We start from the raw sequence: 22,977 nt of genomic DNA on the forward strand, positions 1-22,977 counted from the left end.
GAAAACATATCAGCTAATCCAAGTGAGGCTGAAATGGGATAAATCATATTAAAAGAGGAGTTTATTATAAAAACTCCTAAAAAGGAATACATTACCGATACACCTACCTTCATTAAATAAAAGAAAGAGGGAATGAACAATGGAACTAAAATATGTGATTCCAAACACGGACAAGACTTTCGGACGCTTAGAATATGCAGGTGAAGGTAAAATAGAACAGCGCAGAATCAATAGGCGCATGACCACCTTATCTCGCAGCTACAATTTATACTCTGTTTTAATCGTATAGCATATAAACAAAAATACAGTAATATCAAGGTTTTTAAGACACTATCAAAACTATATAAAACGTATTAAAAAATATAAAAAGTGCAATTGCACCTAATCAAACCAACCTGTTACGTATAATTCAAAACTCCAATATTTATTATAATTAAAACGTCATTTAAATGATATTCATCCCACAGAATTATTAGTTACCTGTAAAATATCTGCCCACTTTATAATATTAATCTAAACTTGTAACTATCCATACAACTAATTTTATTGTACTTAACTTTAATTTCTTCAATATATGGCTTTGAATTTGGGTATACGTGTTCTTCAGTAATTATTAATAAACATTCCCTGATTACAAATAGAAAAATACTTCAACTTTTAGTTTGGTATATCTAGTTGAGCACGTTTACAATACCTGCTATACTAACCAGGAACGTTTGTGCTATTATTATTCAAATTTCTTAGAAGGTGTATTAATATATGAGTGAGAAAGAATTTTACAAAAAAATACATCCGAATCAATTTTCCGATTCAAAGACTATGAAAAAAGGAAAACTATCAGTAGACTATTTTTCTTATTACTTAGAGTCTCTAACAAGCCAAAGTAAAGAAAAAGAGTTTGAAGATTACTGTCGAAAAATAATAGAGGTGACTATTTGTCCTAATTTGCTACCCCAAACAGGTCCAACTGGGGGTGGAGATAGTAAGGTTGATTCTGAAACTTTTCCTGTTTCTGAAACTCTCGCTGAATATTGGCTAAATGGTTATGGAGATTTAGCTCATACTGAAAGATGGGCTTTTGCAATTAGTGCAAAAAAAGAATGGAAACCTAAATTTAAATCTGATGTACAGAAAATTGTTGGCACAAATCACGAATATGGAAGAGGCTATACAAAAATTTTCTTTATTACTAACCAATTTGTGTCTGACAAAAAAAGAGCTGCTGCTGAAGATGAACTCAGAAATGAGTACGAAATAGATGTCAGAATTTTAGATAGAACATGGTTATTAGAAAATACATTTAAAAGTGACAACCAAATACTAGCAATTAAAGCTTTTCATATGTCAGAAGATTTACTTGATGTTGTTACAGAAGGTACAAGAGATATAGAACGTAAAAGACGGTTAAAGGAAATTAATGATGAACTTTCAAACATCGAAAACCTTAAATCGGCGAGAATTATTAAATTATCAGAGGAGTCAGTTGAAATACTAAGAGAACTTGAAGTAGATAAATTGACTGCTGTTGAAGTATTGGAGCGCAATATTCGTTTTGCTAAAAAGTATGGACATTCGCAAAATTATATAAATGCACTCTATGATTTTTGCTGGACCATGCTTTGGTGGTATGAAGATCGTGATATGTATTATGAAAAATATTTGGAAATCGAAGCAATTTATAAAGAGCAGACCGATAATTACACGGTTTTAAAAAAATTATCAACTTTATGGATTTCTTTACATTCAAATCACAATCAAGGTAAAAAGATAATCGATACTCTGGATGCTCATACCAACCTTTTAAAGAATTCATTCGATATGTTCATACGAGATAAAGAAAATCCTAAAAGGGCAAGATTAGCTAGATTTGATTATCAAATGATGCGAATGCAAAATTATGAATTATGGGATGATGTAGTTGATGAGTATCTAAAAATATTAGAAGACATGGAATATAACAACGATATTGATTTATTTCAATTAAAAAAAGTGTTAGAGTTGCCAATTTTAAAGGATAGCCCACGTTATGATGAATTGTTTGAAAAGTTGATTGACTTATTAGGTGAACAGTCAAAGAACATATCTTCTAGCCAATTATTAATAAATAGAGGCGATGATTATTTAGAGAGTGAGGTATATACTTCGATTAAGTACTATAGCAGAGCACTGTCTAAATTATACCAAGAAGAGTCAAAAATTGATTTAATTAAAACTCTAATGAAATTAGGAGTAACATTCGAAAAAATTGGACTAATGTGGAGTGCTAGAAGCTATTATATAAGGGCTTTTATGGATTCGTTTAATCTATACTTTGATAAAGGAAAAGCAACACCAGCGATTTTCTTAACAATGAGATCATTGAAAAGATTAGAGTTGGGGTTAGGAAGGGTAAATTATTCTCTTGAGATGAATGAATTAGAACTTCAAGGTTTAGATTTATATCCTTACGAAACTAATGAAGCAGAAGAGTCAGAGATGTATTCATATTATGATGGACTTCTAGCAATTTATCTACTAAATTTATCTATAGTTACTGCCAATAAAATGAATACATTACCTGATTATTTAAGCGAGTTTAGTCTTAATATATCAGCGGCAGCACTCAAATATAAACTTGGTTATTACGATGAAGATTATGTAGAAGCACTAGGAACATATAAAGATGTTGATGAATTTATGAAGAATTTGTTTAATCAACCAGCTTCAAGGGATTTTCAAAAGAATTTAAACGCTGATGATCTTTCAGAAATAGTTACTCTTAGAACCAAAATCATAGGTTGTAATGTAACTATAAAATCTGGGAGAGGAAGAATTAAACAAGAATTCGGAGCAACACTTTTAGCTATGTTAGAGAATATATTTGCTACATCAGTTGTTGACAAAATTATGCCCATGCTTGGATCATTTTCTATCGAAATTTTAGAAAGTGAAGGAAAAAGTTTTTATATTGATATTCAGCAAAGTGAGAATATCGTTAAAGTAATAATCTCTAAGATTGACGATTTGATTGAATTTGAGAATAGAGAAACAGTATTTGAAAAAATGTATTCAATTGTTGCAATCTTCATAACTCAAATGCTTACTTTGGAAAGAGATTTTCAGAAGTTTAAAACAGGATTTGAAGAAGGAAATACAATATTTAGATGTTTTAATCATTCAAGCACATTAGATACATTTTTAGCATATGCAAATGATTTTTCTTTTTTTAAGGAAAATGGAAAAGAGTATGTTAATCAGCGAACAACTGATATCTTTAACAGGAGTGTGGAAGAAGATATAATAATTAATTTTAATAATATAGGTAAAGAAGAAGCAATTGAGGAATTTGACCTTTCAAAAGTTACACATCAAAACATTAAAACAAGCAATGTGATTTATATACCTTTGTGGGATAAAGCCTCTTGGAAGGGACTATCTGTTACGCCTGCAAATGTAATAGATAGTTACCCATATATTGGTTTAGTTTTTCAAAATGAAGATGGATTAAATATTTTTTCAAAATGGAAAAATGAGAACAGTCAGAATAAAATCACCATTGGGATTATTACTGGAATTAATAATCAAAACCCGTATTGGTATAGAGTTGTAATAGGAGAAAATCTATATAATCAAGGATTACCTGGTTCAGAAAATACTATGCTTTTCGGGTTGACAAGCCGATTGCACACTATGGAAGCAAAGAATGACTACACCATTAATTTATTGAAACAAATAATTGCTAAAAACGATAAATTTCATTTCATACCAATTTTAATAAAGGATTTAGCATATCAAAAGTTGAGAAGAGAATTAGCTCTTTCAAAAGAAATTGAAAGCATTATAATGAAGGATGTATCCGAAATTGATGAAAAGGATTTCTTTCTTCATCAAGCCATACTCCCAGTAGATAATCCAGTTAATTTAACGAAAAAAGAAAGATTTATTGAAACTCTTATTAGAGAAAAACAAAAAAGAGAATAATTATAAAGAGATAACTATTAAGTAGGTATTGTAAAAACAGTATCTGCTTTTTTGTACCTATAATGATAATAAAACTAGACTATATAGACCCACCTTATATGACCGTTTAGGATCTGATACAAGCTTAAGTTTTAGATACTCAACGAATCCGAATGATGAAAATACAGATGAAATTATTATTGCTACTTGGACCAAAAATCAAAACAAATAAATACGTAAGATACGAAGAACAATCCACTTCTTTTCAGTCGATTGCTCTTTTTTATTTTTTATGAAAAGGGTATGAAGGCAAGAAAATAAAAAGCTCCCCTAGCATTTAACTAAGAGAAAAAATAATTTATGCAATTAATGATTTACAACTCCTTTCCTCATTACCTTTACACAAATGACTTAGTTTGTCATTTTCTTATTCATTGTCATACTCTTTAGCAATCTGTACCTCTTTCGTTAATTAATGATATGTGAAGATTCCTGTCAATCTGACTTGGTTCATATGTCAAAACCTTCACCAACAAACAAGTGTGATTGAGGGAAGAAACTACCAATAATTTCTTGATTCATTTTGAAATATCAATCAATTCAATAATTAATTTTAACCATAAAAATAGACTTCCCTTTTATCATGAATTACATGAATAAAGGAAAGTCCTATTTTGAAACGTAATCATGGCAAGTGAAGAAGTAAATGCTCACTTAAACAACGTCTAAATCATTGATATGATTACTCTCATAGACATTTATAGGTCAAAGGTCATTCCCACTCTGTTTTAAGCGTAAAGTATATAAACAAAAATGCAGTAATATCAAGGGTTTTAGGACATTATCAAAACATATAAAACGTATTAAAAAATATAAAAAGTGCAATAAAAGTGCAATTGCACCTAATCAGAAAAGCCTGTTATCTATGATTTAAAACTCCAATATTCTACACACTTAAAACGTCATTTGAACGGCATTTTGCTAACAAATGACGTTTTTAACATTGTGTAAAATTTAGAGTGATACAACGAATGAAATACAACATTATTTATGCTGTTCTATAATGGCAGTATCGTTCAAGAAAATCTCCAAAATTCTTCCCTGAACAGCATCCATATTCAATTGAAAGAACCATTGACAAAAAAAACTCAACTGGTAAATTCATACTATAATAAACAATTGGGGAGATATTTAAATGTTTAATTTAAAAGAGAGCGTACTGATAAACATAATTTCTGAGGATGGTGCTATGAATGAAAAACAAATCTATGATGAAATATTGGAAACACTTCACAAAGTGATTATCGGTCGATTACGTGATTTAAACGAGCTAGAGGAACTGCCGAAAGAATATAGTCAATTTTCTGATATACATTCTTTACAACATTCATCTGCACTTTTAATAGGATCAATAATTGAAATGAACGGTCTAGAAACTATGAATTTATACTTCAGTTCATTTAGAAATGGTGATTTCATAGATTTGCTAAATTTTATTGAAAAAGAAGTAGATCAATACATCAACAAGTACACCATCAACTATAGCGCAGAAGAACTTTTAATAAAAATTCTTACATTCGCAAGCGTTTTAAGTAAAATAACATTTTCGGTATACGCTGAGAATAGTGAAAATATTCATCCAAATGAGGCTCTTGCAGAAGTTGAATTTTTTCTACGAATAATTGACCAGTCTAATGTTGATGATATTAGGGCGCTAACTGGAGAAATAAAAGGGGCTATAGAATGTGCGGTAGATTCAATTTTATTAAGAGAAGTGAAGTTCAGTGATGAAACCTCAAAGAAATCAATTGACCTTTTTAAAATACTGATATTATTTAACGCAAAGAATGCAATATGTCATATAAAAGAAATAATACCGGTATTAGGAGATGAACGTAAGAACTTTAAACTAGATAAAGAAATCGGAATTGTGCTTCCTAAAAAAATATTAGAAGCATTCTCTTCGTACAGTTATACAACAAAAAATCAAAAAATTCGAGTGGAAAATGAATTTACACCAAAAATATTTGATATCTTTCATAACTCTTTGGGTTTTCAGCCTAAAGATATTTTTCGATATGTTGCTCAAGACGACAGCAAACGAGCATTTCAAATAGATAATAATTATTTAAGTATAGCCGATAAAGAATTATTGATTTGGGATATTGTGTTAAATCAAAAACTTTCTTATGAGGGCACTAATAACTTAATGAATGTTCTTACACTAAACCAAGAGGATTTTTATAAACAAGCTGATAATAACAATAATAAAAAAAGTAAACATATTGGGAGTCCAAATAGTAGACTTTTTAGATCACCAATAATTAGATTAGAAACTAAAATCCTTGTTCCAATTTTTACATGGCTAGAATCACTCATGTATCTATCCCCTAGAATATTAAATAGAGATATCTTTTCTGATATGGTTACTGATGATACTTGGAATGAGTTGATTAAAAAGACTTATGATGAGTATGACCTTCCTGAATTGGAATTGTATCTTCGGGATAAACATATCAATGCACAGATAAATGTAGATTTAGCAAAAATGAAGGATTTAAAAAAAGATATAGAATCAGTAAAAAAGATGCCCCATGAGATAGACTTATTATATTTTGAAAAAAATTCACTTGTTATTATGGACTTAAAAAATTACGGTATTCAACATAATTTTATGGATGTTAGAAAAGTTTTCTACAATATTAATAAGCAGAAAGCAAAAATGAATAAGCTTAGACAATTTATATTGGAAAGAAAAAATATTTTTGAGCAGATTTTAAAATTTGAGTTTGAAAATGTAACTGTCGGAATTTTAACAGTAAACCCTACAATATATCCTTATATTCAAAAGGATGAAAGTCTTGTTAATGTTATTTCTATTCAGGACTTTAAAGAGACATTTAAGTAATTGAAAATTTATTAAACATGATTCAAAATTCCAATATTCATAATTATAATCACACCTAAAACGTCATTTGCATGGTATTTTACCGACAGATGGCGTTTTTATGTTGTGCAAGATTTGGAGGGATACGACAAATGCAATACAACATTATTTATGCTGATCCTCCGTGGCAATATCGACAAAAGAAAGGTCAAGGTGTGGCAGAAAATCATTACCCAGCCATGCACTCACAAGATATTCATGCTTTATCTATTGATACCATCGCTCATAAATATAGTGTAATGCGCTTTTTTATTGGCTCAAATACCCTAAAGGGAGTTGATTACTTTGGAAAATCGTGTAGGAAAAATGAGAAACGGCAGAAATCCTGTTGTAAAAAATCATGATTCTGCTACAAAGAAAATCATGATTTGTGGCTTATTTGTTCAAATGGCTTCTGACAAAAAAATCTTTCATAGTCGTCCCCCACCCTTATTTTGCTTTAAATCTATAGTTGATGAAAAGGAGCGTGATTGCTTTGGAGGGTCATGAATTGGAAGTAGAAGTAATGGCATGGATTGCTGATCATTTCGTTTCATCTGAAATCGAGATAGAGGAATTTCCGTTTTTTCCTTGTGGGAAATTGATACGTGATAAAAATGAGGAAACGATGGTTGTATTTTGGTGCATCATTTATGGGCGTGTAGACTATCGTTTTCAAGAAGCATAAGGAGGATTGACATATAAAATGGCTCGCTCTCCCCCTTTCTCCACTGATATATAAATAAACATAAAAAATAAGGAATGAGGTAGATGAAATGGAACTAAAATACGTGATTCCAAATATGGATAAAACATTTGGTCGTTTAGAATACGCAGGTGAAGGCAAAATGGAACAACGTAGAAATAACGGACGCATGACCACTTTATCTCGTAGCTATAATTTGTATTCAGATATTCAACGAGCAGATGATATTGAGGTGATTTTACCCGCCGAAACAGGCGAAAAGCACTTTGAACCAGAAGAAGTCGTTCAATTAGTCAATCCACGAATTACCGTAGAAGGCTATAAAATTGGTGATCGTGGTTTTACAAATTACATTTTACATGCTGACGACATGGTGAAAGCATAAGGAGGAATCAAATATGAGATTAGCACAAGGTATTGTCATTGATAAGGAAAAAACATTTGGTCAATTGAAGTTTTCAGCGTTAAGACGTGAGGTATTTTTACAAAATGAAGATGGCACAGTGTCTACAGAAGTCAAGGAACGCACCTACGATTTAAAATCTCGTGAACAGGGTCGCATGTTTCAAGTGAGCATCCCTGCTTCTGTGCCACTCAAAGAATTTGACTACAATGCAGAGATCGAGATTATCAACCCAATTGCGAATACAGTAGCGAACGCAACATCTCGTGGCGCAGATGTGGATTGGTACATCAAAGCAGATGATATTGTGTTAAAGGGCAAACCATCTCCTACCATGAACAATGCACCAAAAGCGCCATCTGATAAGGATAAATAAAGATGCGCTTTTTTCACAAACGTGGCAAACGGATTCGCCCTCACAATGCGTCTTTATTTTTACAGTTTACGCTTAGTTGTATCGTTGCTATTTGGTTGCTGTCATTCATCATCTTTCACTTACCATTCTTACTCACCCATGAATGGCAGCTCTCTACGTTTCAACAACATTTTATTAGCACATATGGACTAACAACTTCTTGTATCAGCATAATTATAACTTGCGTATGTGTCTATTTGTATTGTCGTTATCACTACGACAAAATTCGACAGGTACTTCATCGACAAAAGCTCGCTAAAATGGTACTAGAAAACGGATGGTACGAAACCAAACAAATACAGTCTATCAACTTTTTTGAAGATACATCCTCTAGCAAAACCAAAGAGAAAATCAGTTATTTTCCAAAAATATATTACCGACTTGAAAAAGGTTTGATATGACGACCATCATTCAAGCCATTAACAAACAGCCGATTGTTCGGACGAAATCGAAACAATTAGAACAGCTATACAAGGCAAAACAACAAGAGCTAGAAAAAATAACAGCCGTCACAGATAACCTGTATATGGATTGGAAAACTGGTGATATTACCAAAACTGACTATTTGCGGATGAAAGCAAAATTTGAGCAGAAAATGAATGAAGTGACACAGGTGATTGCCAACCTCGAATCAGAAATGGCGACTGTTCAAAAAGGCATGGGTGTGAATCATCCCTATCTCCAAACATTTTTAAAGCATAAAAATGTTCAAGCACTTGACCGAGGTTTGTTGGTTGAATTGATTGATACGATTTACATTCATGAGAACAATGAAATGACCATTCAATTTAATTTTGCAGACCAACATCAATACATGTTGGAATTTATTCAACAAAACAAGAAGCAATTCATGGCAACGGAAAATCAAGTCATGTGATTCGCTGACTTGGTTTTCTCTCTTCATAAAATCCTCTATATATACATGCCTCATTTCTCCCTAACAATCCATAAACTCTTCCTTTTTTTATTGTCATACTGACATTACTTACCACAGCAGTCTCATTATACTCTTTTGTAAGATTGGTAATTTCAATCATCTTTATTTCCAATTCCGTTCACCTCAAGATTTCATCATATAAATTAATATCCCTAATTTCCCCATAATTCTTTATAAAGATCATTTTCCATTAGAAGCTCCTGATGTGAACCTATTCCATTATTTTGTCTGAATCAACAATGTTTTGAAGCCTATGTGAGTTATTGTTTTTTTCTTTCTTTTATTTGTTTCTATATACCCATTAGGTTCTACTAAAATAAATACATTGCCCAAAAACTGCTCAAGTTCCCCAGCGCTCTTTTTTCTTGCTTAGTTTAGGATTAGAATTTTGATAGTAGTTTTTATTTTGTGTTATTTAACTTTTTCTAGTTTAAACACTTTACCCCTTTGCTACCTCAACAATATCCTTTACACTCAAATCTTTTCACTTTTTAACGCCCCTTTCTAATTTCTAGTGTACTCTGCCTCCTCAGCTAATTCGTGTGTTTTACATGACAATACAAAAAGGTAGATGACATTTTTGTCATCTACCTTTTATTTTTACATATTATTACATGATAAAAATAGGAATCCCTAACCAATACCGACTACTTTAACAAAAGCACTGGTGCCTCTTTATTCTCTACAAAGCCTATACCACATTTCCAATTCAAACCAATTGAAAGTTAGAAAAATGTACATCTACAATAGAGTTTAATTCTTACGAAAAATACACATTATTATTTAGGTAATATTGTGAGAAACCTTGCTCAAATATATTGTACAAACTTGTCCAGTAAGATCTGCCTCTTCTATCCGTCACTCTATTCATTTTATCCGCCACTTTGCTCATTCTATCCACCACTCTAACTGTTCCTTCCGCTAGAAGAAAAGCGTCCAATAAGTACGGATACTTATCGGACGCTTGTAGTTCTATGCTTTTTGATAACGAAGCACTGGTGTACGAGCAGCACGTGTTTCGTCTAGACGAGATACGACTGTTGTATGTGGTGCTTCTTGAACGATCGATGGATTTTCTTCTGCTTCTTTGGCAATTTGAATCATCACATCGCAGAATGCATCTAATGTTTCTTTTGATTCTGTTTCTGTTGGCTCAATCATTAACGCCTCTTCCACATTTAATGGGAAGTATGTTGTTGGTGGATGGTAGCCAAAGTCTAGCAGACGTTTTGCGATATCTAATGTACGAACGCCAAGTTTCTTTTGACGACGACCTGATAATACAAACTCATGTTTACAATGACGGTTATATGGCAGATCAAAGAATGGCTCTAAACGGCGCATCATGTAGTTTGCGTTTAATACTGCATATTCTGTTACAGCTTTTAAGCCATCTGGACCCATTGTACGGATATAAGTGTATGCACGTACGTTGATACCAAAGTTACCATAGTAAGGTTTCACACGTCCAATTGATTGTGGACGATCGTAATCGAAGTGATATGTTCCTTCCTCTGTTCTTACTAAAACTGGCTTTGGTAGGAATGGAATTAAATCCGCTTTTACGCCTACTGGACCTGAACCTGGACCACCACCACCGTGTGGACCTGTAAATGTTTTGTGCAGATTTAAATGTACGCAGTCGAAGCCCATATCGCCAGGACGTGCTTTACTCATAACCGCATTTAGGTTCGCACCATCATAGTACACTTTACCACCTACAGAGTGGATAAGCTCTGCCATTTCGATAATGTTTTCTTCAAATAGACCTAGTGTATTAGGGTTTGTTAACATTAAGGCCGCTGTGTCAGAACCTACTACTTTGCGAAGGTCTTCAATATCAACTAAGCCATTTTCATCTGATTTAACAGTGATTGTTTCAAAGCCTGCAACAGTTGCTGATGCTGGGTTTGTACCATGAGCTGAGTCAGGAACAATCACTTTATTACGATGACCCTCGCCATTTGCCTCATGGAACGCACGAATCATCATTAATGCTGTCCATTCACCATGTGCACCTGCTGCTGGTTGCAATGTTACTTCATCCATTCCTGTAATTTCTACTAAAGAAGTTTGAAGATCATAGAGAAGCTCCATCGCCCCTTGTGCTGTTGATTCATCCTGTAATGGGTGAACATTGGCAAAGCCTGAAAGACGTGCAACCGCTTCGTTAATTTTTGGATTATATTTCATCGTACATGAGCCAAGTGGATAGAAGCCAGAGTCTACCCCATGGTTTCGACGAGAAAGTGCAGTGTAATGACGCATAATATCAAGCTCAGACACCTCAGGTAATTCTGCCGCCTCAGCACGTACTAGCTTTTCAGGTAATAAATCTGCAAGGTCAACCTCAGGTACATCCAGTGCTTCTAAGCTATAGCCAACGCGACCTTCTTTTGAAATTTCAAAAATGAGTGATTGATTTTCGTTATGCATTAAGAGCCCCCATTTCTGCAACAAGTGCATCAATTTCTTCTTTTGTGCGTAATTCAGTAACTGCAATCAGCACATGATGTTTAAGAGAGTCATAATTTTGACCTAAAGGATATCCACCGATTATACCCTTTTCGATTAAGCCTTTATTGATTTCTTTCACACAATTATTCGTTTTCACAACGATTTCGTTAAAGTGTGCACCTTGGAATGCTACTGTAAAGCCTGCTGCTTCAAAGGCATTTTTCGCATAACGTGTTTTCGCAATATTTTGTGTAGCCATTTCGCGAATACCTTGTTTACCTAGAGCTGTCATTGCTACAGAAGCTGCAAGTGCAAGAAGTGCTTGGTTCGAACAAATATTAGATGTTGCTTTATCACGACGGATATGCTGTTCACGCGCTTGTAGTGTTAATACATAGCCACGACGACCTTCGCCATCCACTGTTTCACCAATCAGACGACCTGGAACCTTACGCATTAATTTATTTGTTACTGCAAAGAAACCACAGTGTGGACCACCGTATGCTTCAGAAATTCCGAAAACTTGTGCATCACCTACACAAATATCAGCTCCTAGCTTACCAGGAGGTGTTAAAATACCTAATGCAAGCGGGTTAGAAGACACAACGAATAAGCTCTTTGCTTCATGTGCAATATCTCCAATTACTTGAATGTCCTCCACTTGACCAAAGAAGTTTGGATATTGAGCAATAACTGCTGCTGTGTTGTCGTCAATTAACGCTTTTAATGCGTCAACATCTGTTACACCATCTTTATGTGGAACTGTCACGATTTCAATGGATTGACCATAGGCATATGTAGCCACAACATCGCGGTATTCAGGGTGCACGGTTTCAGATACTAAAATTTTCTTACGACGCGTATGACCAGCAGCTAGCATACCTGCCTCTGCTAATGCTGTACCACCATCGTACATAGAAGAGTTAGCAAGATCCATACCAGTAATCTCTGCAATCATCGTTTGGAATTCGAAAATAGCTTGTAGCTCCCCTTGTGAAATCTCTGGTTGGTATGGTGTATAAGCTGTATAGAATTCAGAGCGAGAAATGACATGGTCCACGATTACTGGTTTATAGTGGTTATAAACGCCTGCACCTAAAAATGATACATTGGCATTTGTGTCCTTATTTTTGGCAGCTAGTGCTGTTAATTCTTTTAATAAAGCAGATTCTGATTTTGCTTCCTTAATGTCGTAAAGGCCTTTAAAACGAACTTTCTCAGGAATATCCTCGAATAATTCATCTACTGAGGATACACCGATTACGTCTAACATTTCTTTTTGATCTTGCTCCGTCATTGGTAAATAACGATGTTTCATAAATGTAGGTCCCTCTTTTCAACTATTATTTTGAACGCTTGTAAAACGGTGTTTCAACTGTTATTACCTTTAAGTGCTTACCACGGATTTCGATTTCTAACTCAGTTCCGATTGTTGCGAATTGGCTGTCAATTAATGCGTGACCAACATTACGTTTAGAGGAAGGAAGCTGTGTACCAGTTGTCACTTCACCGATTTCCTGACCATCCTTAAATACTTTGTAGCCATGACGAGGAATTCCTTTATCAATCATTTCAATTCCTACAAGTTTGCGTGGAAGACCATTTTCCTTCTGAGCTACTAATGCATCATGACCGATAAAGTCCTCTTTATTTAATTTCACAGCAAAGCCAATACCAGCCTCAAGTGGAGAAATCGTTGCTGATAACTCTTGTCCGTATAGTGGGAGACCTGCTTCGAAGCGAAGTGTATCGCGGCAGCCTAGACCTGCAGGAACAACACCCTTGTCTTGACCAGCCTCTAAAACTTTACCCCATAAAGCTTTAATATCTTCTGGAGCGCCATATAATTCAAAACCATCTTCACCTGTATAGCCGCTACGAGAAACTAATGCTTTATGTCCTGCAATCTCTACATCCTCTTGGAAGCGGAAATATTTGATGGCACTAATATCAGTCGCTGTTAAAGATTGAAGAACCTCTTCTGCTAATGGACCTTGTAGAGCAATTTGTGCATAAGCTTCTGATTGATTGTCGATTGTCACATCATATTGATGTTGATTTTCCATCATCCAATCATAGTCTTTTTCAATATTTGCTGCATTGACGCATAATAAATAGTGATTATCTGCTAATTTATACGTTAATAAATCATCGACAACGCCACCATCCTCATAGCACATAGCATTGTATTGCGCTTGACCTACAGCAATTTTCGAAATATCATTTGATAAAAGATTTTGTAAAAATTCAAGTGCCTCAGGGCCAGTTACTAAAATTTCACCCATATGTGATACATCAAATAAGCCTGCACGATTACGTACTGCATCATGCTCTTCTTTAATAGAAGAGAATTGAACTGGTAATTCCCATCCACCAAAGTCAACTGTTTTAGCACCGTATTTCGCGTATTCTTCAAATAGAGGTGTACGTTTTAATTCTTTCGTCATTCTTTTTTGCCCCCTTATTGTTAGTTACATTATACCTGGTAGTAGTTCGTCTGCTTTTTGTATGAATACAGCCCATGCTTGCCGTCATTAAACAAGTATACAAAGACATAAAAAAAGACAGACGAACCCCTTTTTCGGGATTCTCTGTCCTTGCACCTGAAAGTTACACCAGACTGGCTCGCATTTCTTCCCTGCCAATCAGCCGGCTTTCCCCTTTGGTGGCTGTTATTGTTATACTACAGCTCTCTCCAGAGTTGCGTCTTGTACGAGTCCTTTTACCTGAGAGATTCATAGCCCTTTGCTACTTGCTCCTTCGGCGGCGTCTACACGCGCTCTCCCCGCACAATCATCCGCCCAAGATTCATCTTGGTACTATTTAGTATTCAATGAACATTTAGTTACTTATTTGTCTATATCCTAACATTAAATATATTGAAAAGGCAAACATTTTTTAAACTATAATAAATAACGAACATTATAGTTGTATTCACATATCATCGTTCGCCTTTTAGCCTTTTAACTTGGAATACTAAATACTCAAGAATTTGGCGGATGGTTCTGCCCTCTGTTAACACTTGAATATGTCCTGCATCACGATAAAATCTTCTTCTGTAATGATACAGCTTCTCTAGCTCTTCTTTCGTTGAGCTTTGCACAATCGGTCGGTTTTGATCATGCTGTATTCGTTTATAAATATCTTCGAATGTCGCATCTAAAAAAAACACAAGTCCACTGCGTCTCATTATTTTCCTGTTTTCAGCATTGACGGCAACGCCACCACCAGTTGAAATAATACAAGCTTCATCACGGAAATTTTCCAAAAATTCTGTTTCTATTTCCCGAAACCGTGCCTCTCCGTATTTTTCAAAAATCTGAGGAATTGTCATACCCTGCTGTCTCACAATTTCATGATCCATATCATAATAGGGCATCTTTAACAAATAGCTTAAACGTCTTCCTAACGCACTTTTCCCGCAGCCCATAAAGCCAACTAAATATATTTTTCGCATTCGAATCACCTTCTTATAACTACGATTCTACACTGTCTGACAAAATTTGTCCTAATAAATTTATCGTAGCGCGAACATTCAATTTTTCAAGCGAATCATATGTTCGATACTGAATTTCATAAGACGTACAATACGTAAGAACAAAAGTAGTTACAAAAAATAATAATGCAATTGCGATTAAAAAAATAGCCCCTCTGTCATTTTTCAATAATTGGTACATAGAAGGTTCGCTCCTTTTGGATACCACTTGGAAATTCAATAGCTACAGTGACCCTATTATTTTCATATTGAAATTGACATTTGTTAATACCAATTAACATCGGTACATGCCCTCCATTTACTTGGTCACGAATTAAATTATTATAGCAATCAATATTATGGATCGTATTCGCTGATTCAAAGGTTATTCTCTTTTGGTTCTGTCGAATCGTAAAAAAAGTAATATTTTCAAAATAACTATTCAAATCGTAAACAAATAGCTCCCACTTTGATTGTTCATCAGATAATACCGTCGTTTTCATCTCGCCATACCAAAGCATAATTAAGACAACGAGCTGCGCAACAAGTACAAACACGACTAATTGAAATAATGCTTCAAGCAATGTATAACCTCTCTCATTCATTGACTTCACCTGTCGGCTGTATACACTTTTTACGTATTTCTCGTGTATTTTGAAAGGTTACACATATTTCCTGTTCCACAAAAGTCCAGTAGAAATCTACATTTTCTATTGTTTTTGAGCCTTCCTGTTGTCCTGAATGCAAATATTGCTTTAATCCCTCATAGGCTGTCTCTGCTGCGATAACCTCTAGCTTTTTGTTAGATAGTTTTGTTTTCATTGTATTGCTGATTGGTAATAATGACGTGCATAGTAACATAAGGATGCCAATGGATAAAATCGTTTCTACAAATGAATAGCCTGATTCATTCAACTCTAGCTCTTCCTCGTCCAAGCGTAATCACAACTCTTTTAATACCTTTGGGGGTTTTAAATGTTACAGTTCCCGCAGTCATGACATTGCCACTATAGTTATACATAATTGTTTGCACAGAACTCGAAGCAGGCATTAATTCAACCCCTTTCGGAAAAGGTCTGTCATATAAATGGGTATAAAAATCTTTTTTGATAATATAGCGCTTTGTCGAGCTTTCGAACTTCATTGAGATATACTCTCTTTGATGCATACTATAAGTTTGAATATATTGAATATCCAATTGCACCTGTGAAAAAAAACGCTCAAGCTCTTTTATTTCTGCTTGTTTTAATGAGTATTTCATGACAATCGCAGTTAAACACATCACCAAAAATAACACAATTAACATTTCAATCAACGTATAACCGTGATCATTATTTACTCTGTTCACATTCATCCGCCACTTGAGTCCGTTCCTGAAGAGGCATTTGCCAATTTAACCTCCCCCTCATTTGTAATCATAATTTCTTCCTTATTTGGACAGCTCGTTTCATTTTCCTTCAAATACCCCTTTGCTACCAAATCCTCGACAGTTGGATAAGCCATAAAATCCACCCGATACGCTTCTACCTGCCCTTGTACCATGCTTATATATGCTTTACAGCCCTTCTCATCGATTGTGGCAAAATGCTTCGTAACATTGGGAATTGTGATTAAAATTAATATAGAGATTATACAAGATTTTCTTTCAAAACATCTCAATGAATGTTTAGTAATTTCATTGATAAAAATATTAGTTTTCTTCTATTTAACTATCGTTATCTTTAAGCACAACTAAGACCACCCATCATGAGGTGGTCTTTTCCCATTTCCAGCCAAATTAAATAAATACCAGTTATAATTATGAGTTAAATATTTCATTATGCATCTTATCTATATGTTCACCCTTTACTTACCTCTTTGTTTCAATTCCTAACCTCTCCTTGATTTGAGCTAAGCTTCTCTCAACAACTACATTATTCTGAGGATATTTAGATAGGTACTCCTGAGCTACTTTAAGTAAATATTCGAAAAACATCTCATATTCCACAATTGAATACACTTCTGTGCTAGTTACTGGTGGTGTTGTGGTAAAGTTCACTCCAGTATCCCCAAAGTACTCCTCATCATTCGGAGTGCATTCAGTAGCAAAGTAACAGCTAGTATAACCAATACCAAATCCTTTTCCCTGTTCAAATTCATTTAGCGCTTCTAAAAAATAGCCATAACCTAGAGTACTGTAGTATGCCTCCATATTCTTAATCTTTTCTTGTGTATCTTTTACATAATAAATTTCATCATCCATATTTATTAAACCTACCTTTTAATCATTGATTCGGGATTACAGGGAAGAAATTACTTATTTCTCCTGTGACTTTATCCTGATAACCTATAAATTGCAGTTTTTTTCCATTGACTTCAGCATATCCGATAATTTCGTCAGAAATAGCATTTGGTCGAGAATCAATTCTTACTCTATTACTTTGAATACCTTCTTCCATGGCTTCTCTGCCCAACTTTAACATCTGTTCATCAGGGAATAGTTTTGGATCATAGACAGTTTTGGGATTCTTATACTCTTTCCACTGGCCAGTAAAGTTACCTTTTCCTCCATTCTCTGAGCTCAATCCATCATAAACAGGGAGCTTATATTTAACCTCATAAATGCCTGAAATATCGGGATGAGGCTTTTTAGTTACAGCTTGATTAATATCCTTAACCTGATCACCAAAGTTGTCAAAAATAAACTTTTCAAAATTTTCGAGATTGTGGCCACCTTTTATTCCAATAGTCGGTTTAGCTTTAAAACCCTCTACTTCTATCAAATGTTTATCATATCCTGTTCTATATTTAATTGTAACCTCATCTGGTTTTTCTCCAGGCTCCCCACCAACATCTTCACCAAGCTTAACGGATATTAATTTCTCTTTATCCCACACAGATTCAACTTTCAATTCACCATTTGAACCCGTAAGGACGGACGTTCTGACTACTCGACCATTCTCTTTTGTCTCCCGAATACTCGAAGGATCATCGAAAGCATTCGATAAATTATCAAGCACAAGTTTCTTTCCTTTTGCATCATCAAAAATGCCAATGCTATTTAGCTGCAGTTCCATAGCTAGTGAACATTCTATATGATTTTTATTACCCGTTGCATTCCCGAAAATGAACTCCAGCTTTGAGCCAAAGTAAGGTACGCCCTCACATTGACCTGAATCCACTTCCATATTATCGGACTCATTACAGGTTGGGTTGCTCGGTTCTGTTGGTTTTTCAGGTTCAGGTTCTTTTTCATCTTTATCCTTTACAGAAACATCTTCCCCAACTGCTATATCTTCACCAGTCTTTCTAACCTTCCAACCTGTAGAGGACTGATCAGACGGATAAACGTCCTTATTTTGATATGTGAATTTATAACTGTCAATGCCTCGTATTTTTACTTTACCGTCTGTATCTTTAATTTTGTCAGTAGCCGTTTGAGTACCATAATCAGTTTTTACTTTCGGAGGTGTTAACTTAACATTTACCGAATCATCAAACTTGAAATTAGAATTCGGATTCTGTGACAATAAGTACAACAAAGTATTTAAACTTTTATTTACATCAGATGAGTCTAAAATCATAGAATCAAGATAGTTACGTGTATAAGTTGTAGCCTCATCAAAAGCAGCCATCGCAGCAACATAAGCTTTTTCAAAAGATTCTATCTTATGAGGCGTACTAGACCTCCACGATATAGGTTCACTTCCAAAAGGGTACCAACCAGAACCAAGATTTATACCATGTACGGCTTTCATTTGGGCTAAATAATAGCCACTAGAAGGATTACCAACTAAAATAGAATCCACAAAAAAACCTAAACTAAATGAAATAGAACCATTACCAGTAACATTTTTTATACCACTGTTCCTATCATTAAAACTATAACCTAGCTTCACATTCGGTTTTAGTAAAATAGTGTATCTATATTCAAGTATAGAACCTACCATTTGAACGAATTGTGTATCTACACGTTCAACATGTTGACTAAAATCTAATTGTTCCAAAGTTTCCTCAGCTTGAGGTATAAACACCGGTTTTAATAGGCCTGCATTAATTAACGCTTCCTGAGCCACTTCATTAATCAAACCCTCAGATTCAGGATCTAATAAGCTATCGAAAAATGCTACTAAACCATTTGCCAAAAATACTGGTATAAAAAAATCTAAAAACTTTTGCCACTTATAGCTTGTATATGTTTTTTGTTCTATGACCCCTTCTAGTGCATCTCTTAATAGTTTTTTATCAGTAGCAGTAAAATCACGCTTTACTTGCGCTAGTTTTTCTGGAGGGCAATCCTTCAAATCTTTAACTTTTTTATCCAAACAAACTGGTGCAAAGCCCGCATCTACTTTTGTAACAGCTGAATCAATAATCTCATCGATCAAATAATTTTGCACAATCTGTTCAGCCATTCCGATAGCAACATGTTCAGCTAAATCCTTAAGAGTCTTTTTCGCGGTGATCTCAATCGGTTTAGTTACAAGATTTGCATGCGCCTTAGATGATTTAAAAATATCAATACTTGATGTAAATAAAAGAAGCACCACCATTAAACTGATTAATATTTTCTTAAAAAACTTATGTATCATCTTCACTTCTCCTTTTTATCTATAAATATTTTTATATACCAAATCTACCATATAAATACTTTTCGAGAAATATAATCTAAGAAGAAATACCTTTCTCAATGTAATCCGAATTGCTTACTTAAATAAATTAATCAAAATAAGAATATACAAAAGGACCACTTATCAAGAAGTAGTCCTTCGTATATTTATTAATTATTAACTGACTTATCTTTTTGTTGACTATCCATGATTTGTGCAAACGCTATGAAGAACATCATGCTAAAAGAACCGATTCCAATGAATATGCTACCGAATGTTAGAAGGCTATTATTAGTATTCCATCCACTAAGGCAACAAAATATACCTATAACGAAAGAAAATATGCCAATATTAGCAGTTACACAATTCAGCAACTTTCCTATCACATCATTACTAGTAAAATACATCCTATGAGCAATTTTTGATGATATACCAATTGCAATAACTAAAGAGACAAATGATGCAAAATTTAATCCTATATATAAATCGTTCTTTACACTAAACCAAATTAGTAAATTGAAAAAAAGATTTATAAATATTTCACTGACATATCCTATATTTTTCTTTCTATTATTAAATCCTTCGAAACTAAATTTTAAAATTTCATAGACTAATAATGCTAATAAAACCGTAGAAAATATACCTGCTAAGCTTCCCAAAATAAAATCATTACTCATTTAACTATCTTTCACAAGCCCATCCATCTTTATCACGATCATGCTTACTATCATAAGCTGGATGACCAACACCTACACCACTTGGATAATCTTTTCGTAATTCTGTACAGTTTTTATAGTATGATTTACCACTGTTACTGCTACTGCTTGAAGAATTAGAGTTTGATGAACTACTTGGTTTACTATTTGTTGTTGCGTTCGGATTTTTTGTGCTTAAATAGGAATCTACTACATAGCCCTCATAAGATAAAGTCGAAATATATGACCAACCAGCGATTGTAGAATGAACAGATACTGCTTCATTTTTACTAAGTTCTCCTACATTAGCTCCTGATGGACTTGCTATATTTCTCACAACAAGGTTTGATACTACGTATTTAGTTGTTGGTTTTGAAGTACTCATAAAGTTAGTCGCTGCATAACCAATTACATTACCATACTGTACAAATGACCAACCATCTCCAACAGAGCCGAAGTCTTTTACAACCATTTTATTTTGCAATGTTGCAACTGTTTTTGCTTTTAATGAGGGCATTTCTTTAACAACAAGCCCACTTTTAGAACTTGCTATTTTAATAGTGTATTGTGCATCTTCAAGGACAGAATCAGAAATATACCCATCTATGATTTTAGATTCGCTATTTAGATAAGTAATACGTGAAAAGGCATTTTGATCTTTGCTGATTAACGTAACGAAAGTTCCTTTTTCTACAGTTCCTAACACCTTAGAATTAGTATCTGGTTTTTCATATACAGTAGAAGAAGAATTTACGATTTTAACTTCTTTAAAATTATTTGCATTAGCTATATCAAAATTAAATGAAAATGCTAATAACAGTGTCATCATTAATATTACGAGTGTTTTAAGTTTCATGTTTTAATCTCCTTGAATGTTTTTTAGTGTCTATTTCTCGCAAGCCCAACTATTCCCATCACGATTAATTTACTTATCGTAAGGGATCAATTGGTACATCTTTAAATTTTGTAACACGTTGTCTCCCTTAGCTTTAATTGTTAAAGCAAATGCAATTACTAGAATAAGAGTCAAATGTGTTAGTAAGATTTTACCTCCTTCAAAATTATTATACATAATTAGAATTAAATTGGTATAAATGTATCAATTTTCTCAAACTTAAAAGGGTATTTATATAGAGAAAATAATGGAGGAAACCCAAGAAGTACACTTAAAAAACTATTCTAGAACAAATAAAAAAGCCCAAGCTCATTTTAATTGAGAGCCTGGCCATTTGTGTATAGTTGAGGAATGGTGCATCTTAACCCTTTGTGCAGAAGGGAAAAGTTGCACCTGAATTATTATATCAATTTAAGTATTCAGTAAATATCCAACAAATGGTTTAAAAAGAAATATAATCACATAGCATTGGATAATATACATTTTTAACTAATATTATCCAATTAATTAAAAATCTTTAATTACACTAACCTGTTACCATTTCTATTATTACTAACTTAAAAATACAAAAGATTAACCACCCATCACGGAGTGGTCGCTTAGTTTATTCAGTTAAGCACCTTTTAGTTCAGTTAGTAACTAGAATTTAATCTAATTTTTTTACAAATAAAACTCTGTCTTGATTTGGTCCGTTGTAGTCTGTATTTAATGATAGTCCATCAATAATTCTATCTCCATTTTCAATTTCAAAACCCAACTTGGTATGATAGGCAATCGAAACTTTATTGACAGGTGACGTTATACAACGAACAATACTTCGATTATTCCGCTTTACTACATTAAAAAATTTATGGTATAAATGTTTTCCAATATTATGCTTTCTGTATTCAGGATGAACTCCAACAAAATGAATATACGCCTCTTCTGAATGAGTTTGAGAAAGGAATCCTATTAGAAAACCCACGAGTTTACCATCCTTTTCTGCAATGAAACTTGTCTGTGTAAAATGATTGAAGAATAATTTTGGTAACAGATGAGACACATTCCTGCCACCCCACCACTCATTAATTAGAGGTGAAATTACATAGTAGTCTGAGCCTTTAACTGAACGAATTTCCATTTTAATCCCCCTATTTATGTAAAAATTTAACTAAACTAATATTAATATAAAACAATTTTATATTAGTTAGTTTAATAGTACCTTATCTCAATATTACTTGAATAATTTTTCCCCTTTCACCATTCCAACCAATTATCCAACTATGGTTCACCATGCACTATTGATTGCGGAAGGCTATCATGTTCTCTTTTGATATTTCTAGCCAATTTCAATATTATTAATATTGGAGATAAAAAACATAAAAGAGGATAATTAAATGAACAGATTAGAACAAACAACCCAAGAATTACTGGAAGCTGGTTATACAATTGAGGAAATTAAAGCAGCTTTTGAGGAAGTAATTGAACAAGCTAAACAATCCAATACGGAACGTGGAACAGATAACTAAAAAGGTTGTCTGTTCTACACACTAAAAGACTA

The 22,977-nt window shown here is 33.7% G+C and carries 25 protein-coding genes and 1 riboswitch; of the genes, 10 read left to right on the top strand and 15 right to left on the bottom strand.

All coding sequences use genetic code 11. The features are described from left to right. The first annotated feature begins 139 nt into the window (after positions 1-139). From AC3WOM_RS03320 to AC3WOM_RS03360, 9 genes are all read left to right on the top strand, one after another. Positions 140-289, top strand: coding sequence for a DUF961 family protein (locus AC3WOM_RS03320; RefSeq protein WP_492444946.1), 150 nt, complete (start codon positions 140-142; stop codon positions 287-289). Positions 290-759: 470 nt separating this feature from the next. Then, positions 760-3,960, top strand: coding sequence for a hypothetical protein (locus tag AC3WOM_RS03325; RefSeq protein WP_492444948.1), 3,201 nt, complete (start codon positions 760-762; stop codon positions 3,958-3,960). Between the two features lie 43 nt (positions 3,961-4,003). Continuing rightward, entirely contained in the window at positions 4,004-4,171 is a 168-nt protein-coding gene (locus tag AC3WOM_RS03330; RefSeq protein WP_492445088.1) for a DUF6037 family protein, read from the top strand. A 963-nt stretch (positions 4,172-5,134) separates the two neighbouring features. After that, complete coding sequence (locus tag AC3WOM_RS03335; protein ID WP_492444949.1) at positions 5,135-6,847, top strand: hypothetical protein; 1,713 nt, start codon at positions 5,135-5,137, stop codon at positions 6,845-6,847. A gap of 131 nt (positions 6,848-6,978) precedes the next feature. Further along, complete coding sequence (locus AC3WOM_RS03340) at positions 6,979-7,230, top strand: MT-A70 family methyltransferase (protein WP_492444951.1); 252 nt, start codon at positions 6,979-6,981, stop codon at positions 7,228-7,230. Between the two features lie 146 nt (positions 7,231-7,376). Next, positions 7,377-7,553 (top strand): hypothetical protein, encoded by a 177-nt coding sequence (locus tag AC3WOM_RS03345; protein WP_492444953.1) that lies wholly within the window; start codon positions 7,377-7,379, stop codon positions 7,551-7,553. A gap of 88 nt (positions 7,554-7,641) precedes the next feature. Then, positions 7,642-7,956: a YdcP family protein gene (locus tag AC3WOM_RS03350; protein WP_492444955.1), complete on the top strand. Its 315-nt coding sequence runs from the start codon at positions 7,642-7,644 to the stop codon at positions 7,954-7,956. A gap of 13 nt (positions 7,957-7,969) precedes the next feature. After that, a complete protein-coding gene (locus AC3WOM_RS03355) occupies positions 7,970-8,350 on the top strand; it encodes a YdcP family protein (RefSeq protein ID WP_492444956.1) in 381 nt (126 codons plus the stop codon). A gap of 436 nt (positions 8,351-8,786) precedes the next feature. Beyond that, a complete protein-coding gene (locus tag AC3WOM_RS03360; protein ID WP_492444958.1) occupies positions 8,787-9,266 on the top strand; it encodes a hypothetical protein in 480 nt (159 codons plus the stop codon). Here AC3WOM_RS03360 and AC3WOM_RS03365 read toward each other — a convergent pair. The 15 genes from AC3WOM_RS03365 to AC3WOM_RS03435 form a co-directional block, all read right to left on the bottom strand. Then, the gene (locus tag AC3WOM_RS03365) at positions 9,259-9,438 is read right to left on the bottom strand and encodes a hypothetical protein (protein ID WP_492444959.1); all 180 of its coding nucleotides are present in this window, start codon (positions 9,436-9,438) and stop codon (positions 9,259-9,261) included. The two genes, AC3WOM_RS03360 and AC3WOM_RS03365, sit on opposite strands and share 8 nt — an antisense overlap. A gap of 860 nt (positions 9,439-10,298) precedes the next feature. Beyond that, positions 10,299-11,762, bottom strand: a complete 1,464-nt coding sequence (gcvPB, locus tag AC3WOM_RS03370; protein ID WP_492444961.1) for an aminomethyl-transferring glycine dehydrogenase subunit GcvPB — start codon at positions 11,760-11,762, stop codon at positions 10,299-10,301. Further along, complete coding sequence (gene gcvPA, locus AC3WOM_RS03375; RefSeq protein ID WP_492444962.1) at positions 11,755-13,101, bottom strand: aminomethyl-transferring glycine dehydrogenase subunit GcvPA; 1,347 nt, start codon at positions 13,099-13,101, stop codon at positions 11,755-11,757. Before gcvPA ends, gcvPB begins: the two co-directional genes overlap by 8 nt. A gap of 25 nt (positions 13,102-13,126) precedes the next feature. Further along, a complete protein-coding gene (gene gcvT, locus AC3WOM_RS03380; RefSeq protein ID WP_492444963.1) occupies positions 13,127-14,230 on the bottom strand; it encodes a glycine cleavage system aminomethyltransferase GcvT in 1,104 nt (367 codons plus the stop codon). A gap of 257 nt (positions 14,231-14,487) precedes the next feature. Then, positions 14,488-14,580: riboswitch (glycine riboswitch) on the bottom strand. Between the two features lie 144 nt (positions 14,581-14,724). Continuing rightward, positions 14,725-15,240 carry a shikimate kinase gene (locus AC3WOM_RS03385; protein WP_427541397.1) on the bottom strand — a complete coding sequence of 172 codons (516 nt, stop codon included), beginning with the start codon at positions 15,238-15,240 and terminating at the stop codon, positions 14,725-14,727. Between the two features lie 19 nt (positions 15,241-15,259). Then, the gene (locus AC3WOM_RS03390; protein WP_427541400.1) at positions 15,260-15,460 is read right to left on the bottom strand and encodes a hypothetical protein; all 201 of its coding nucleotides are present in this window, start codon (positions 15,458-15,460) and stop codon (positions 15,260-15,262) included. Beyond that, the gene (gene comGF / locus AC3WOM_RS03395; protein WP_427541402.1) at positions 15,438-15,863 is read right to left on the bottom strand and encodes a competence type IV pilus minor pilin ComGF; all 426 of its coding nucleotides are present in this window, start codon (positions 15,861-15,863) and stop codon (positions 15,438-15,440) included. The genes AC3WOM_RS03390 and comGF overlap by 23 nt, the downstream gene beginning before the upstream one ends. Then, entirely contained in the window at positions 15,856-16,173 is a 318-nt protein-coding gene (locus AC3WOM_RS03400; protein ID WP_492444964.1) for a hypothetical protein, read from the bottom strand. The genes comGF and AC3WOM_RS03400 overlap by 8 nt, the downstream gene beginning before the upstream one ends. Then, positions 16,166-16,606, bottom strand: a complete 441-nt coding sequence (comGD, locus tag AC3WOM_RS03405; RefSeq protein ID WP_492444965.1) for a competence type IV pilus minor pilin ComGD — start codon at positions 16,604-16,606, stop codon at positions 16,166-16,168. Before comGD ends, AC3WOM_RS03400 begins: the two co-directional genes overlap by 8 nt. Positions 16,607-16,608: 2 nt before the next feature. Then, positions 16,609-16,947 (bottom strand): competence type IV pilus major pilin ComGC, encoded by a 339-nt coding sequence (locus tag AC3WOM_RS03410; protein ID WP_492445089.1) that lies wholly within the window; start codon positions 16,945-16,947, stop codon positions 16,609-16,611. A gap of 160 nt (positions 16,948-17,107) precedes the next feature. Further along, positions 17,108-17,500 carry a ribonuclease toxin immunity protein CdiI gene (gene cdiI, locus AC3WOM_RS03415; protein ID WP_492444966.1) on the bottom strand — a complete coding sequence of 131 codons (393 nt, stop codon included), beginning with the start codon at positions 17,498-17,500 and terminating at the stop codon, positions 17,108-17,110. A gap of 22 nt (positions 17,501-17,522) precedes the next feature. Further along, the gene (locus AC3WOM_RS03420) at positions 17,523-19,829 is read right to left on the bottom strand and encodes a hypothetical protein (protein WP_492444967.1); all 2,307 of its coding nucleotides are present in this window, start codon (positions 19,827-19,829) and stop codon (positions 17,523-17,525) included. Positions 19,830-20,017: 188 nt separating this feature from the next. Then, positions 20,018-20,524, bottom strand: a complete 507-nt coding sequence (locus tag AC3WOM_RS03425) for a hypothetical protein (RefSeq protein ID WP_492444968.1) — start codon at positions 20,522-20,524, stop codon at positions 20,018-20,020. 4 nt (positions 20,525-20,528) lie between these two features. Beyond that, positions 20,529-21,398 (bottom strand): SH3 domain-containing protein, encoded by an 870-nt coding sequence (locus AC3WOM_RS03430; RefSeq protein WP_492444969.1) that lies wholly within the window; start codon positions 21,396-21,398, stop codon positions 20,529-20,531. Between the two features lie 685 nt (positions 21,399-22,083). Further along, on the bottom strand, positions 22,084-22,557 hold the full coding sequence (locus AC3WOM_RS03435; RefSeq protein WP_492444971.1) for a GNAT family N-acetyltransferase: 474 nt from the start codon (positions 22,555-22,557) through the stop codon (positions 22,084-22,086). 256 nt (positions 22,558-22,813) lie between these two features. Between AC3WOM_RS03435 and AC3WOM_RS03440 the strand changes: the two genes are divergently transcribed. Continuing rightward, a complete protein-coding gene (locus AC3WOM_RS03440) occupies positions 22,814-22,945 on the top strand; it encodes a hypothetical protein (RefSeq protein ID WP_492444972.1) in 132 nt (43 codons plus the stop codon). Positions 22,946-22,977 lie beyond the last annotated feature (32 nt).

The sequence above is a fragment of the Lysinibacillus sp. FW301-JW8 genome (assembly GCF_058788755.1).

What these genes read in the sequence shown, in the direction of transcription:
- AC3WOM_RS03320 (WP_492444946.1), top strand. Translation starts at nt 140, where the DNA reads ATGGAACTAAAATATGTGATTCCAAACACGGACAAGACTTTCGGACGC.
- AC3WOM_RS03325 (WP_492444948.1), top strand. Translation starts at nt 760, where the DNA reads ATGAGTGAGAAAGAATTTTACAAAAAAATACATCCGAATCAATTTTCC.
- AC3WOM_RS03335 (WP_492444949.1), top strand. Translation starts at nt 5,135, where the DNA reads ATGTTTAATTTAAAAGAGAGCGTACTGATAAACATAATTTCTGAGGAT.
- AC3WOM_RS03340 (WP_492444951.1), top strand. Translation starts at nt 6,979, where the DNA reads ATGCAATACAACATTATTTATGCTGATCCTCCGTGGCAATATCGACAA.
- AC3WOM_RS03350 (WP_492444955.1), top strand. Translation starts at nt 7,642, where the DNA reads ATGGAACTAAAATACGTGATTCCAAATATGGATAAAACATTTGGTCGT.
- AC3WOM_RS03355 (WP_492444956.1), top strand. Translation starts at nt 7,970, where the DNA reads ATGAGATTAGCACAAGGTATTGTCATTGATAAGGAAAAAACATTTGGT.
- AC3WOM_RS03360 (WP_492444958.1), top strand. Translation starts at nt 8,787, where the DNA reads ATGACGACCATCATTCAAGCCATTAACAAACAGCCGATTGTTCGGACG.
- gcvPB (WP_492444961.1), bottom strand. Translation starts at nt 11,762, where the DNA reads ATGCATAACGAAAATCAATCACTCATTTTTGAAATTTCAAAAGAAGGT.
- gcvPA (WP_492444962.1), bottom strand. Translation starts at nt 13,101, where the DNA reads ATGAAACATCGTTATTTACCAATGACGGAGCAAGATCAAAAAGAAATG.
- gcvT (WP_492444963.1), bottom strand. Translation starts at nt 14,230, where the DNA reads ATGACGAAAGAATTAAAACGTACACCTCTATTTGAAGAATACGCGAAA.
- AC3WOM_RS03385 (WP_427541397.1), bottom strand. Translation starts at nt 15,240, where the DNA reads ATGCGAAAAATATATTTAGTTGGCTTTATGGGCTGCGGGAAAAGTGCG.
- AC3WOM_RS03390 (WP_427541400.1), bottom strand. Translation starts at nt 15,460, where the DNA reads ATGTACCAATTATTGAAAAATGACAGAGGGGCTATTTTTTTAATCGCA.
- comGF (WP_427541402.1), bottom strand. Translation starts at nt 15,863, where the DNA reads ATGAATGAGAGAGGTTATACATTGCTTGAAGCATTATTTCAATTAGTC.
- cdiI (WP_492444966.1), bottom strand. Translation starts at nt 17,500, where the DNA reads ATGGATGATGAAATTTATTATGTAAAAGATACACAAGAAAAGATTAAG.
- AC3WOM_RS03420 (WP_492444967.1), bottom strand. Translation starts at nt 19,829, where the DNA reads ATGATACATAAGTTTTTTAAGAAAATATTAATCAGTTTAATGGTGGTG.
- AC3WOM_RS03425 (WP_492444968.1), bottom strand. Translation starts at nt 20,524, where the DNA reads ATGAGTAATGATTTTATTTTGGGAAGCTTAGCAGGTATATTTTCTACG.
- AC3WOM_RS03430 (WP_492444969.1), bottom strand. Translation starts at nt 21,398, where the DNA reads ATGAAACTTAAAACACTCGTAATATTAATGATGACACTGTTATTAGCA.
- AC3WOM_RS03435 (WP_492444971.1), bottom strand. Translation starts at nt 22,557, where the DNA reads ATGGAAATTCGTTCAGTTAAAGGCTCAGACTACTATGTAATTTCACCT.
- AC3WOM_RS03440 (WP_492444972.1), top strand. Translation starts at nt 22,814, where the DNA reads ATGAACAGATTAGAACAAACAACCCAAGAATTACTGGAAGCTGGTTAT.